Origin of the sequence: Paenibacillus sp. JGP012 (assembly GCF_014203995.1) — a bacterium.
Classification (GTDB): domain Bacteria; phylum Bacillota; class Bacilli; order Paenibacillales; family Paenibacillaceae; genus Paenibacillus; species Paenibacillus silvae.
The window spans coordinates 47,372-61,752 of record NZ_JACHKG010000002.1 but is presented as its reverse complement, the minus strand read 5'-3'; the positions used below and the strand labels follow the sequence as shown (position 1 = coordinate 61,752).

Below are 14,381 nucleotides of genomic sequence, written 5' to 3'. Positions count from 1 at the left end.
CATATCTATTCAATTTATGGAATATTATTCCGATAACAAGAAGAGACAACGTTGATGTGGACATGAAATTTCGAAAATCATTTTACGAATAGGGGTGTTCATGAATGAAGGTTCAACATACAACTCTGTTTGATCTCAAAGCATACACTCAATCCAAACCACCGACAGCGCGCGCAGATCAACCAACCATGGTCACGGGGAAATTCGACTTGTCCCATGACACAGATACCGTAGAGATCAGCACGGCTTCCAGACAGCTGGCCTCGTCTGATATCGTGAATCATGCGGCGCGCTACTTTGGCACCGTTCAGATCAATGAATCGCTTGAGCGATCCCTCCAGGATCAGTCTCCAGAGGTGAAAGAGGCGGTATACGGCATCATTCAGTCCAATTTTATTACCGATGTTCCAGAAGAAGACCAACGATCCGCTTTACTCGAACTGGGTCTTGCACAAGCCAAATACATAGCGGATAAATACATGAAGGGCGATCAGGCAGCAGCTTTCATGGATACGATTCGTCAGATCGGGGCCATCTCCACAACAAGAACGATCAACCCCGAAACCAAACAAATCCAATACGACACTCCGCCGCAAAGACCTGTAGGTGCACCAGGAGACTATGTTGACCTCAATTACATGATGCGTAAGTTCCAGCCCGAAACTTATAACAAACTTCAGGACGCCATAGTAAACGGGAAGGACTGGAGTCGCATTCTTACCGATTTTGCGAAGAAGGCTTCAACCAATCAGGATTGGTTGAAGGAATATCATGAAGCAGCCAATCAGCCCTCAGGCAGCCTGCCTGCCCAGAACAGATTTGAGCATGTGGATACTTCTGGCTTGAGCTCGTTTGCCAATACAGTTCAGAATATTATCGCTCAGATGGATTCAACAAACAACACGTTTCTGACAGACAACTTACAGGCATTTATTCGCAAGCTCGGGTCACAAGCAGATGTGACCTAGCAGAAGCAAAGCATAATAAAGGCGCTGCTCACGATCCGTGAGTGCGCCTTTATTTATTACTCCCTCTAGCCATGCTGCATGGCATAGACAGAAATTTTATTTTCCCCCATATTCCCTATTCGATGACAACTCCCTATAGAAGCTTGCGCTCACGTCAATGTCAGCACAATCTGATCACCGGAGCGGGTAATTTTATAGATTCCTTTTTGCATATCAATGCCGTAGTGTTTTTTCAGCAGCCATTTGGCGTTAAGATCGGTCTCAACTACCACCAGGTAATCGTAATTACTCAGCAGATTGTCCATATTATCCTCATAGAACAGCACGATACCGTCAACATTCGGTGCGTACAGAAAATATCGGCCGACATATTGCATGTAATAGCTGGTCACCTGCTGATCGCGGTCTGAACCATAGAACAGATATCGACTCATATCTTCTTTGCCGCCCGTATACCATCGATCTCCCGTCACCGCATGGACCTCGTAGGGCAGCGTTTTGTCGTATGTTTTAGTAATCGAGATCATACCGTTATATTCCGACAAAAGCGTAGTAGCCGCGAGTGCCGTACAGGCGATAATGCCCTGCTGGTAGCGCCTTTTGGACTGCACTGACTTGAATGCCTGATAATCGGGCACCTCACCGATGCGATAATGAAACGTACGCTCGATGTCAACAGCGGTACAGAGCACCAATCCGCCAGCAAACAGCACAACAATACTTGATGCGTAACGTTCAAACCCGGCCAGCCGGATCGCTTCATCCAGCGGCATGGAGAACAGATACAGCGCCAGAATACCGACATAATACAGGACAACCACCACATCCAGTGCAATTAGTGCTTTCCACAGATTCCACTTCTTCTTCAACACCACATAGGCCACAATGGAGGCAGCAATTGCCGCGATCTGAAAGATAACAAGCCCCAGCACAGGTCTGGTCGTGATATCTACACTGGATTTCAGGAAGAGCACCAGAATCTCCCACTTCTGCTCTGCCGTTTTGCCTGCTTTAAGCGCTGCGGAGGCCCCTTCAAATTTATTGTTCACCCCGTGGAATACAGTTGCCATGCGCCAGCTCCAGCTGAAATAGGGCAGCAGTGACCCGGCAATTGTACCCAGTACAGCAAGACCCACCTTCCAGTTGAAGCGCTGCTTATGGGCGAGCCACATATATACGAGGAACATCAGACCGATAGCCGCAAAAATAATACCGGTGCTTTTGATGATCGTCAACATGCCTGCAAGCGGAAGAATGATGATACAGGCACGGATGATATCATGACGATACTGATATACAGCCGAAATAATCGCCAAAGCATAGATCGGAAGCAGGAAATCAACCAGCAAATTGGTGATACGAATCGTCAGGTTGAAAAAAGATAAGGTAGACAAGCCAAACCCCAGAAAGGCATACAGCAGAAATCTTTTTTTCTCCGACACGATCCCGAACATCGCATAGAAACACGAGAAGATCAGCAGCCCCTGCGCCAGCAGCATGATCGGTTGAGTATGCCCCATAAACCGGCAGATGTAATAAATAAATGATGAGGTGCCGAGCGGATAGTTTTTAAACTCAATCAGATCGGAATCCGGCGTAGGAAACGCATTGGTGCTGAGCATATCCTTCACGACAATCGCCCAGTGTGAGAAATTATCGTAGTGTGTCAGTTCGGTGTGAAACAGGATGATCAGAAAGATGAAGATCCCGCCCAGAAAACTCATCTGAAATAACGAAAAGGATAACGACCCTTCCCCCCGTTTGTTCTGGTACAAGGCTCGAATCACTCTGCCTCTGAACAGCAGCAATCCCGCCACCAGCACAACAATACTGCCCGTAAACAGCTGCCCGGCCAACCCGGCAAAATAGACGATACAGGCAATAGCCGAGAACACAAATATCGGAATGAACTCCCACCGGATGGACATCACTTTACGGACAAACTGCATATAGCCGACCATCGATACGATGAGTAAGATGCCCATCACTAGTTGAAGCAAAAACAGCATGTCTATCTCTCCTAACCCTCTTTGGTGAACCGCTCGGTTTGTGGACGAATCAAATCACTCAGCAGTTGATCAATCAATCCACGCCCCAGGATCTCGTCTATATTCTCTACGGAGAGAAGCACTTCACGTTTGTTCGCCGTTGTTTTTCCCGTATGTTTCAAGATCACTTCAATATTGCTGTCCGTATAAAAGGTAACCTCTGACCCCTCTGCTATATTACCTTGCAGACCCGTCGCAGAGAAGAAACGATAGTTAAAGCTGCGCAGTGTGCAGCTCGCATGGTTTGTGAACGTCACGGGAAGTTGAAGGGAAAGCCGCGGCATCTTCCGCTGATCTGACTTCTGCCGTACAATCCGTTTTTTCACATTGCGCAGCATATCATCATATGCCGTATCCCACAGATTCATCTGCTCCGGCAGCGAGTGCTTCCGATCGTAGATCAGCTGCATATACTGACGATTGTCCGTCTCATTAATCGGTCGTACCGTTGCTGAATAACGCCAGCCGTCTCCATCTGCTTTGACATAGACGATCACAGCATCGAGATTCGCCTCATACCGTTCCGATTTAACGACCAGAGAGATCGTCTTCTGCTCCGGTAAATAGATCGGGTAAGGCACATAGAAGGCAATGCCGTTCTCCGATAGATCAACGGTTCTCCCCTCATAACGCAGCGTACTGTCCGGATAACCGATCGTTACATTCTCTTGTGCTCGAATACGTTCGTTCTCCCTGTACGCCCGGCGTCCAATCATGAAGAACAGCGCATAGAGCAACGCAATCATATTGTGAACGAGCCAGAAAATGATAATGCTGCTGAAAAATAACGCGATACCGTACTTGCCATTCACATACCGGATAATGGCCGCGATCGACAACAGGAGCAGAAAAATATGCGGCAGCGCATATTTCATCGAAACAATCCACTCGCGTCCGGTGGAACGACTTTTGTTCGTTACCTTGAATTTCCGCTCACGGATGCCGACCGTTTCCAAAATTACTGGCCAAATGAGATAAGGCATGAAGATCGTATCAATTACCTGACTCCAGCGCTGATTCCGTATGTTGCTGGACAGATAACGCATCGACAGGCTGTAGAAGAAATAGGACGGCAGCCAGAAGATCAGAATCTGCCAGAAGGTCGTGTTAACGATTTGAAAATCAAACAGCGCAAACAAAATCGGAGACAAAATAAAGATCAGCCGATTAAAAAACGACCACCAATATAAAAAGCTACTCACATACGTTACTCTCGTCCAGAAAGGCAGCTTTCTGGAGAACGGTGCACGTGTGTTCTGCAAACTTTGAATAATGCCCCTTGCCCAGCGAATGCGCTGCTTGATCATGCTCGGAATCGTGGTTGTCGTCTGACCCGCAGCCTGCACCTCCTGCGTGGCGTATGTAATGTAACCTTCCTGCTGCAGACGTATGCTTGTCTCAAAATCCTCCGTGATCGTATTCAGCGGGAAACCTCCGATATCCACCATGCCTTGCCGGGAGATCACCGTATTGCTGCCCGTATACGCTACCGCATTGGACGCATTGCGCAAAATGTTAACCTCACGCGAGAAGAAATCCTGCTCATTCGGAATCCCCTGCTCCGCATACAGATTAAACTGGAACAGGTCCGGATTATAGAAGCTTTGCGGTGTCTGCACCAGTCCAAGCTTGAAGGTTGGGTCCATCTCGTGCTCACGCCGAAGCCGCCATTCTCCATTTTCTTCGATAAACGTGGAGAGCAGGAAATAAGGGACGGTTTTCATCAGAAACGTGTGCTGCGGGATCATGTCCGCATCAAAGGTGGCAATCAGCGGAGAAGACGTCTTGCTCAGCGCATTATTCAGGTTGCCCGATTTGGCATGCTTGTTGCCAGGGAACCCCAGATATCCTACGCCAAACTGCTTCGCCAGCTCCTCCACTTCAGGTCTGGCACCATCATCACACAGGTAAATGTGTACCTTGGATTTGTCCGGGTAATCCATAAAGGTGCAGGCATTCACCGTTTTATATAAAAGATCGACAGGTTCGTTATGTGTGGCAATAAACACATCGACATGCGGATAATATTCATCCGGGATGACCGGGAAATCGAGCTGCGCCCGTTTCTTCTGCATCTTTTGAAAAAATAATTCAAATGTCGTGCCTACCGTGACCGTCTCTGCAATAATGAGCAGCATGCCAAAAATAACATTCAACACCCCTTCTCCCCAAGGGAGAGTGAAGAATGTACGCCAGATCAGATAGATCGTCATGAGAATCATCGTAATGATGAAAAAAACATTTTGCCTTTTCTCGTTTTGCACTACAGCTGCTTCCTCCTTGCTGCAAATACCCACCTCCGCTGCAGTTGAAAGCTTAACAGGAACAGAAGAGCATCACAGAAAAACTTCGCTGCTTTCTCGTCAACCTGGAATAGGGTATGGAATAAATATACACCTGTGCTCGAAAGTATAATAATGAGACCACACAGCGTTAGATAGCGCCATAGGCTGCCCCTGCTGTCTTCCTTGCGAAACACAAAATGTCTGTTCAGTACATAGTTCACAACGATGGATATCACACGTGCAATTACGGTAGCGAGCAGAATTCGTAAATAATGCTGATCGCCCATCATCGGACGCAGCGAATCAATCAGAAACCAGGCAATGCCCAAATCGACCACCGAGCTGGCCACTGAGGATGAGATGAAGCGAAAGAAATTCGAGAACAGCACTCCCATCACCCGTGCACTATCCTGAATGGCTTTGAAATGCGTGCCTGCGTTACCGTTCTCATAGATGACCTGAATGGGTACGGTATGAATGGCGATACCTGACTGAATGCAGGAGATCAGCATTTGCAGCTCATATTCAAACCGCTTGCCGTGCACGTCCAGCATAAAGGACAGCAGCCCTGTGCCAAAGGCGCGAAGTCCCGTCTGAGTATCGGACAGTTTCTTCCCATACAGCAGGGCAAAAATAAAGGAAGTCATCCGATTTCCAAACAACGACTTGGGCGGAATATCGCCTGCACTGAAATCCCGCACACCGAGCAGTAGATCATTCGGACGTCGTTTGGCTTCCTGTGCAATGCGATACACATCCTCCGCAGCATGCTGTCCATCGGAATCCGCCGTAACGACATAGTGAGCATCACCGTAGTGCTGGGCAATATAACGGAAACCCGTCTTGAGCGCCTCACCCTTTCCCAGATTCTCTTCATGATACAAGAGAGAGCATCCAATATGTTCTAAATTTTCGAAGATGTGCTTGTAATTTTCCCCAGATCCGTCATCCACGATAACCAATTTTGTAAAACCATATTTTTGCAACTGACGTACGTAGGATAAAAGTCTATCATCTGGTTCCAGAGATGGAATAAAGATGATCGTTTCGTCCTTTTCTTCCGCTATAATCATCCAAAATTAGCCCCAATTCGCCATATTTTGATCCAACATTTGCTACATTTTTGTATCGCTATCTTCTATGAATATAGGAGAGTATACCACTGAAAAGGTAGAGCGTAAACGAGCAATTTTGTAATCTACTGGTAAAAAGGTTATTGCATTTTTATACATATATTCTAGTCATAAAGGACTATGCTGTTCTATTAAATCAATCTTTGAGACGCAAGCATAAAAAACCACCTGTCAATTAAGCAGGTGGTTCGGATTTTCAGGGTACAACGTATGTTTTCTGTCCTCCATCAAGCCATCACATTAGGATGTTTAATTGTCTTGTCATCCCGACGTTTAACAGCCCATTTGTATACAAATGTAAGAATGAATCCGGTCAGTCCACAGATGGCCGCAATAACAAAAGCTCTCTGGTAACTGCCATCCGCACTGTATACATTTCTCATAATCGATGGTCCGAAGTATCCAGCAAGTGCAAAGCCGATAAACATAATACCGTAATTCACACTGTTGTTTTTGGCCCCGAACTGATCGGCGGTAAAGCCTTGGGAATACACCCATGAGTGCCCCAAAGCTTAAACCAATGATAGAAATCCCCATATAAAATGTGACTACACTATTCTCTCCGGATAAATATAGCAGAATTAACCCGGCTACAGATAACAGAGACGTAATGGCGAGCGTATTGATGCGACCAATTTTGTCTGAGACATACCCTGCCAGAATCCGTCCACCTGTATTAAACAACGCCAGAACAGAAACGACGGTTGTTGCAGCTGCAGCCGATAAACCCACCATCTTCTGTGCGATCGGCGAGGCTTGAGAGACACACATCAGTCCGGCAAACGCCCCGCTAATGAGCAGCAAAATCATTACGTAGAAGATCGGGCTTGCCAACATGCCTCTCCAGTTCTTATCTTCTCTAAGCGCTTGGCTGACATGAGCAGTTTTTGGTGTCCAGCCTGTTGGAACAAAATCAGCCGGGCATTTCTCAATAAAGAACGAGGCCACACAGATAATGATTAGAAAGGCAGTTCCAATAATAAAGAAGGCCGAGGTTACACCTGAACTGCTGATAAGCATATTAGCAATCGGAGGAATGATGACTGAGCTTAAACCATAAGCAGCTGTAGTCACGCCCCCAACCAATCCACGTTTGTCCGGGAAAAACTTGATAGAATTGCTGATGGTGCAGCCATAGATCATACCTGTTCCGAGTCCAAGCACGATTCCGTAAGCAAATACCAGAAAGCCTACAGACGTTGCGAAGCCGGATAGAATCATACCGCCCCCAAATAAAATTCCGCCAACGAGAATGACTTTTTTGGGCCCAAATCGGTCATTAATCCATCCACCCGAGATCATCGTAATTGGCCCGACTGAATTACAAATGGTGAACACAATTGCCAAATCCCCCGGTGTTAAGTTACGCCCGATAAGACCACTTAAATAAGCTGCCATTGGAGCAGCAAAGCGATTTTGGTAAGGGATAGACGTGCACAAGGCATAAAAAGTGTGTTTGTCCAACAACAAAAAACCTCTCCGCATTATGGAGAGGCTTCCTGTCGATGATATCATATTCTTCTCTATTTTCACCTTAGAATTAGTTGATTAATATTTTTGGCTGTTCATTGGCAGGCCCTACGATCGTGTTTCCGCCGAAACTGAGATGCTGTCCATTCTTCTCTACGATAAAGCTGTTAAACGATCCATCTGCATTCATTGTCGCTATGACTGTAGGAGCCCCTTTTTTGCTGAACGTCATTTGATCCTTATCCCATGCATTGGTTCCTCTTGCTCCCTTATATCCCTTCAAATCAAAATTGATCATCGCTTTTGCATCTTTCACTGCGTTCTTCATTAATGTATCTAACGTCAGCTTCTTGAGCTTTGCATCTTTTGCTTTTTCTTTCTTCTGGAATTCGTTATAATTATCTATTCCTTCACCATTACTTTGAACACTTGCCTGGAGTAGTTCCAGCGTTTGATCTTCAATGGAAAAGCTCACATTGATCGTTTTTGATTTATACTTATATTGATACACATTCGGTTTGCCATCAAGGACAAACACACGATCCAACTTTTCTCCTTTCTTGACCTTACCATTGGTAAGCTTGGATAATACCTGGACAGCCTGCTTCTGCACGCTTGCCGGGGCATCGTCAGGTGCATAATTTACGCCATGTACACTCCCATCATCTTCCGTATAAACTTGTTTATTTTGTTTGGCATTCGATGAGATTGTACCCACACGGTAGATAGACTCGGAGATACTCACGTATTTGGGTTCTTCCCCCGGGAACAACGTTTCCCATGTTTCCTTCAGTTTGCTTTGATATTTCCCACCGTTTAAATCTTCATAATTGATTGTGATACCGATATCATCTAGCTTTCCATTCTTTTTGTAGGAAATAGTATCGTATTTGAAATTCTCTCTTTTAAAACTCACAAAATCTTTCATGGCCTTTCCCTGAATTAACTTATAGGTATTACCTGTTAGCTCTTTCAGTTTATCCTGAGCCTGCTGCATAAGCTTCTGTTCCGCCGTAACATTCTGTGAAGCGTTGATATTTACCTTGTTAGCCGAATCTGCTTGAACAGGTGCCTGGCATCCCAGCAAACTTCCTGATAATAAAGCAACCCAGATCATAGGGAAAATTTTCTTTTTGTTTTTCATGGTTATAAACCCCTTTTCAGTCAATTAACAATTTGAGTTCTTCATTTGGGGGACCTTGGATGGTCATTCCGTAAAACTCGATTTCCTGATCATATTTATGAAGGGTAAAGCTGTTAAATGATCCGTCTTTGTTAAATCTGGCACTAACTGAAGGCGCCCCTTCTTTGGTGAACGTCATATAATCCTCATCCCATGCATTTGTGCTTCTTTCTCCCTTATATCCTTTCAAATCCAGATCCAGCATCGTTTTTGCGTCTTTCACTGCGTTCTTCATTAACGTGTCCAATGACAACTTCTTCATCTCTGCACTCTTTTCATTTTCTCGCTTCTGGAATTCTTCGTAACTGTCTACACCTTTACCATCCTTGTGATATACATCGGCTTGGAGCAGCTCCAGCGTCTGATCTTCAATGGCAAAGATGACATCCATCGTTTTGGATTTATACTTATATTGATACACATCCGGTTTACCATCGCGGACATACATCCGATCCAACTCAGCACCTTGCTTGACTTTTCCATCGGTGAGCTTGGAGAATACCTCAGCAGCCTTCTTCTGTACGCTTGCCGGGGCTTCGTCAGGGGCATAATTCACGCCATAAATATTTCCATTCTCCCGCATATAAATTTGCTTGTTTTGCGCAGCATTCGATGAGATTGTACCCTCATAGTAGATTGATTCTGAGATACTCACATATTTCGGCTCTTCCCCTGGGAACAACGTTTCCCATGTTTCCTTCAATTTGGTTTGATATTTCCCGCCATTTAAATCTTCATAATTGACTGCAACACCTATATTATCCAGTTCACCATTCTTTTTATAAGTAATGATGTCATATTTGAAATTCTCTCTTTTAAAACCCACAAAACCTTCCATGGCCGTTCCCTGAATTAATGTATACGTATTTCCTGTCAATTCTTTAAGCTTATCCTGAGCCTTTTGCATAGGGGTTTGCTCTGATTTAACACCCTGCTCAATGTTTGAAATTACGTTGTTATATGCATTAGATTGATTCGATGTATCAAATCCAAGCAAACTCCCTGATAATAAGGCTGCTCCGACGATAGGAAAAATTATTTTTTTGTTCATATGAATAAACTCCTTTATTTTTTTATTTACTTACCCACAGTTTTTAACGGAACGCTTCAGCCACATTGAAATAATTCTATGAAATCAGCAGTCATCACCCCCTCTCATTGCATGAATTAGTCCGTTCCTTTCTCAGATAACTGCCTTAGATCAATTTTAATAGAATAGATCGTTCCTTTAGAGGTGTACACCGCCGTCACGTCTGGAGAACCCGCTTTGGTGAACGTTAAGGTATCGAACCGGTATTCAAGTTTGGATACGTTATAATCAGCCAAGTCCAGATTCATCCACACTTTAGCTTGTTTCACGGCTTCTTCACGAATCTTGCTCAGCTCAATCGCTTTTGTTTTCCCAACCAAGTCACGATATTTATTTTTATTATCCTGCAATTTATTGAGTTGATCCGACAACGGAAAAGCTACAATGCTTGTGATCTGATTCGTATTTTTTTGTACATCAATGAGGATTGAACCCTTGTCGGTGTTGTACACGAACTTATATACCGGGTTTTGATTGGGTCTTAGGATCATTCGACTCACTGACCGTTTACTCTGTTTAAAATCTCCCATTTTATTGAAAATGTGATCCGCTGCATCTTTTGCAGCATCTGGAACCTCGTTCTCTCCAATCGGTTGTGCCGCATAATACCAGTTACCTTTGTCAAATTGGATGGATCGGTTTTCGTTTCGCGCCTCTATGTGAAATTTGTCCTTCTCATATTCGTACATAACCACATCATCAATTGCTTCTCCCTGGGGAAAAATCTCATTCCAAACCCTCTGCAGCTGGCTTTTGAACGCTTGATCCTCAATGTCATCAAAGCGAATCATCCCCGAATGGAATTTTTTATTCCCATCCAAGCCTTTTACATAAAGTGTATCCGCCTTCTCATTTGGATTTACTTTCATTTCTTTGGCAAACGGATTAATATATTCAAGCAAGGACAGCCGCTCTATGGCTTGAGCCATGACAGGAGTTAGAGACACACAAAACGCAATCGATGCCGCTGCGATGATACCCACTCTTCTTGTGAAGAATGGCTTTTGCCTTGACGCTCTTTTGGATTCAAGTTTTTCTACAATCTGTTGACTCATGCTTTGCTCTGGCGTCTCCGTATCTCGAATCATCTGCTCCAATTGGTGAACACTTAATTTTTTAGACGGATTTGGTGATCGACGCATTCACTGTCCCTCCTTCATTAACTTCCTTCGTCTGTATTTTCTTGCGAAGGCGTTCATACTTTTTGCGCACAGTAGCGGGTTTCATATTCATAATTTCGCTAATCTCGTTAAAGTTATATCGATGAATCGCACGGAGAACGATTATATGTCTCTCTTCGGTAGTCAGTAAGTTCAGAAAATCCTTCATTGTCGTTTGGCTATCTATTTGCTGAGGTGAAGGTTCAGGCTGATCATATTTATACCGATCGAGAAAACGAAACCACCTTTTTCTGCTCCTGATTTGATTCAGACTGTAATTGTAGGCAATTTTGTACAGCCAGGCCGAGAAAGTCATATTGGGGCGATACTTATGTATCTGTTCATACACTTTGATAAATATTTCTTGCAGCGCATCCTCGGCTTCTTCCTTGTTTTTGAGAATATGATAACAATAGATATACATTGGTTTTTCAAAGTTTCTTATAATTGAAGCAAAAGCTTCCTTATCACCAAGTTTAGTTCTTTCAACCAGCATCTCAATTTCTTCTGAGTTTGATTTATGTTCTCTATAGTCTCTTTCCAAAAATCTTACCCCCTCCCGCCTACACTCTTAAAACACCAAAGCAGCTTATTTTGTGACAACAGCGTTAAAAATAATATTTGGTAAAATCATCATCCTCGAAATGAGAAAACAAAAAAACACAACCTATAAAGAAAACAGCACTCTTCCAGATAAACCTTTCATAGCTCAAATAATGAGAGGTTTACATGAGTAGAGTGCTTATTCCCCATAAAGTTGTGTACCCTGTCTTACAATAAAATATAAGTACGTTCTAGATTATGAAGCTTTCGCTGCAACTGCTTTCTCAATTAACGCTTTAGCATCATTCGTAGAAAGACTTTGCTTAGGCTCCAGCATTTTTTTGTCTGTTGCCGTGAAGATGCCTTTATCAATCAGTTTAGCCATCGGTTTGACTGCATAGGAAGATACCGCTTTGTTATCTTCAAAAGCTGCCATAATCGTTGCCGCATTGGCCTCGGAAGCCGGGCTGTTCACCAATTTTGCCAAAATGGTAGCTGCCTCTTCCCGAGTGATATTACGCTCAGGATAGAAGTTGCCGCCGTACCCTTGAATAAATCCGGCTTTGGAAGCTTCTGCAATGGCATCGGCATATGCAGCATTAGCAGCAACATCTTTGAATGCAGGTGCTGTAGATACAGCGTCAAGCTTCAACATATCCACGAGTGCAGTTACAAATTCAGCACGAGAAATAGGCTCATTGTTTACTGGTGCTGGTGTTTCTGTTGGCTCTGTAGCTGCTGCGAGGTTTGTGATACGGCCTTCATTTTTGGCTTGAATCTCGCCGCCTTTAAATGTATCTACCATGTACTTGTAGAACACATCCAGATCAATCGGGCCTGCCAGGGATGACTTTGCATCCAGCAGCACTTTGTAGTTATCTCCACCTGCAGCCATAAAGTTGTTGACTACAGCCGTATATGATTTGTTCGGATCAACAGGAGTGCCATCTTCGAGGCTCAGGCTCGTTACACGTTCAGCCACCGGTTTGCTGAAATCAGCTGTATATTTCAAACCGGCAATTTGCAATGTTTTAGTGTTCGGTGTGCCGTCTGCATTCGTACCCCATTGCTGTTGCAGCAACGTTTTCACTTGTGCACCCGTCAGTTCCAGCTTCACCAGTGTGTTCCCGAAAGGCTGGATTTTAGCCAGGTCTGCAAAGGTCACATCCCCTTTTGGCAGGTCTGCACGGATACCGCCTGGATTCATAAAGGCAAAGTCAGCCTTGCCTGCTTGATCTCCAAAGTCCGCTTGACGCATCGCATCTGCAATCAGATTGCCCAGTGGAGCTTCGTTATTGTAAGCATCTGTTCGCAGTACAGAGCCATCTGTTGTACCTACTGGCTTGGTCAGCTCCGGATGCTTGTCCAAAGATTTTTTAATAATAGCGAGTGTCTCAGGATCTTCTTTAACACCCTCTTGGAAGGTTGTAGTCACGGTGGCCGATTTCTCGGTTACATCCCCGGTGGCAGGGTCAATCATCAGTTTGATATCTTCAAAGGCTGTACCATAGGAGTACGCTTGCACGATCAATTTTCCATTCACTTCACCGTTCGCCAGAGCGTGGTTATCACCAGCAACGATGACATCAACAGGAGAGTCTGCTGGCAAAGCTTTTGCCAGATCAGCAGCTTCCCCGGTCGTTACACCTTCTTTGGTGGAAGCTGGGTCATGCGCCAGAACGATGATCGTCTCTACACCTTGATCCTGCAATTCTTTTGCATATTTATTAACGGCAGCAACCTCTTCTTCAGCACTCAGGAAACGCACGCCTGCAGTACCTGATGGAGAAACTTTATTTGGCGTGGATTTGGTTACAAGTCCGATGAATCCGATTTTAACGCCGCCGACTTCTTTAATGACATACGGTTTGATCAGGGGTTTGCCTGTGGACGTTTCAATTACGTTTGCATTCACATAATCGAATTTAGCCCCGGCATGGGTTACTTTACCTTCTTTGGGATCAAGACCGCCGAAGATTTGTGCCTTCAATGCTGCGATCCCTTGGTCGAATTCGTGGTTACCCAGCGATCCCACATCAAAGCCCATCATATTCATCCATTCCATCGTAGGCTCATCGCGGTCAAGGGATGAGACTGGAGCAGATGCGCCAACAGAGTCTCCGTTGTGGAACAGGATAGAGTGCTCATATTTCGCACGAGCTTCTTTGAGATAGGTTGCTAGAATTGGAGCCGATCCTGCCTTTTTGTCACCAACGATAGACGTTGTATCCAGCTGGCCGTGAAAGTCATTGATTCCAATCAAGTGTACTTCTACATCTTTGCCTGCGGCAGAAACCGAACCTGCTCCGCCAAATATTTGTGTGAGTAATAATGCAGTAGCAGCCACACGAATGGTGCTTTTCCCCAGAACTTTTTTCCAAGACATGAGTAACATAACCCCTCTCCAATTTCGAATCCTGAGATATTTTACCATAGTTCAATTGCCAAAAGTCATAGATTCTATAAAATTGGTGTAAAAATTTCAAAAAAAATGATAGAGA

Annotated in this window: 10 protein-coding genes; 1 reads left to right on the top strand and 9 read right to left on the bottom strand. The window is 44.6% G+C overall.

The features are described from left to right. The first annotated feature begins 104 nt into the window (after window positions 1-104). Window positions 105-968, top strand: a complete 864-nt coding sequence (locus HNR77_RS02790; protein WP_184180568.1) for a hypothetical protein — start codon at window positions 105-107, stop codon at window positions 966-968. A 149-nt stretch (window positions 969-1,117) separates the two neighbouring features. Here HNR77_RS02790 and HNR77_RS02785 read toward each other — a convergent pair whose 3' ends face one another. The 9 genes from HNR77_RS02785 to HNR77_RS02745 all read right to left on the bottom strand — a co-directional run bounded on the left by HNR77_RS02785 (window position 1,118) and on the right by HNR77_RS02745 (window position 14,266). Continuing rightward, on the bottom strand, window positions 1,118-2,977 hold the full coding sequence (locus tag HNR77_RS02785) for a hypothetical protein (protein ID WP_184180566.1): 1,860 nt from the start codon (window positions 2,975-2,977) through the stop codon (window positions 1,118-1,120). 11 nt (window positions 2,978-2,988) lie between these two features. After that, complete coding sequence (locus tag HNR77_RS02780) at window positions 2,989-5,280, bottom strand: glycosyltransferase family 2 protein (protein WP_184180564.1); 2,292 nt, start codon at window positions 5,278-5,280, stop codon at window positions 2,989-2,991. Further along, the gene (locus HNR77_RS02775; RefSeq protein ID WP_184180563.1) at window positions 5,280-6,374 is read right to left on the bottom strand and encodes a GtrA family protein; all 1,095 of its coding nucleotides are present in this window, start codon (window positions 6,372-6,374) and stop codon (window positions 5,280-5,282) included. The genes HNR77_RS02780 and HNR77_RS02775 overlap by 1 nt, the downstream gene beginning before the upstream one ends. Before the next feature lie 333 nt (window positions 6,375-6,707). Then, the gene (locus HNR77_RS02770; protein WP_260410258.1) at window positions 6,708-7,901 is read right to left on the bottom strand and encodes an L-lactate MFS transporter; all 1,194 of its coding nucleotides are present in this window, start codon (window positions 7,899-7,901) and stop codon (window positions 6,708-6,710) included. Window positions 7,902-7,974: 73 nt separating this feature from the next. Beyond that, entirely contained in the window at window positions 7,975-9,048 is a 1,074-nt protein-coding gene (locus HNR77_RS02765) for a hypothetical protein (protein ID WP_184180561.1), read from the bottom strand. Between the two features lie 16 nt (window positions 9,049-9,064). After that, complete coding sequence (locus HNR77_RS02760) at window positions 9,065-10,138, bottom strand: hypothetical protein (RefSeq protein WP_184180559.1); 1,074 nt, start codon at window positions 10,136-10,138, stop codon at window positions 9,065-9,067. Window positions 10,139-10,254: 116 nt separating this feature from the next. Beyond that, window positions 10,255-11,319: a hypothetical protein gene (locus HNR77_RS02755; protein WP_184180557.1), complete on the bottom strand. Its 1,065-nt coding sequence runs from the start codon at window positions 11,317-11,319 to the stop codon at window positions 10,255-10,257. Next, window positions 11,294-11,881 carry an RNA polymerase sigma factor gene (locus HNR77_RS02750; RefSeq protein WP_184180555.1) on the bottom strand — a complete coding sequence of 196 codons (588 nt, stop codon included), beginning with the start codon at window positions 11,879-11,881 and terminating at the stop codon, window positions 11,294-11,296. Before HNR77_RS02750 ends, HNR77_RS02755 begins: the two co-directional genes overlap by 26 nt. 255 nt (window positions 11,882-12,136) lie before the next feature. Beyond that, window positions 12,137-14,266, bottom strand: a complete 2,130-nt coding sequence (locus HNR77_RS02745) for a 5'-nucleotidase C-terminal domain-containing protein (RefSeq protein WP_184180553.1) — start codon at window positions 14,264-14,266, stop codon at window positions 12,137-12,139. Window positions 14,267-14,381 lie beyond the last annotated feature (115 nt).

Coding starts and splice junctions, on each gene's coding strand:
- HNR77_RS02790 (WP_184180568.1), top strand. CDS start 105: ATGAAGGTTCAACATACAACTCTGTTTGATCTCAAAGCATACACTCAA.
- HNR77_RS02785 (WP_184180566.1), bottom strand. CDS start 2,977: ATGCTGTTTTTGCTTCAACTAGTGATGGGCATCTTACTCATCGTATCG.
- HNR77_RS02775 (WP_184180563.1), bottom strand. CDS start 6,374: ATGATTATAGCGGAAGAAAAGGACGAAACGATCATCTTTATTCCATCT.
- HNR77_RS02765 (WP_184180561.1), bottom strand. CDS start 9,048: ATGAAAAACAAAAAGAAAATTTTCCCTATGATCTGGGTTGCTTTATTA.
- HNR77_RS02760 (WP_184180559.1), bottom strand. CDS start 10,138: ATGAACAAAAAAATAATTTTTCCTATCGTCGGAGCAGCCTTATTATCA.
- HNR77_RS02755 (WP_184180557.1), bottom strand. CDS start 11,319: ATGCGTCGATCACCAAATCCGTCTAAAAAATTAAGTGTTCACCAATTG.
- HNR77_RS02745 (WP_184180553.1), bottom strand. CDS start 14,266: ATGTCTTGGAAAAAAGTTCTGGGGAAAAGCACCATTCGTGTGGCTGCT.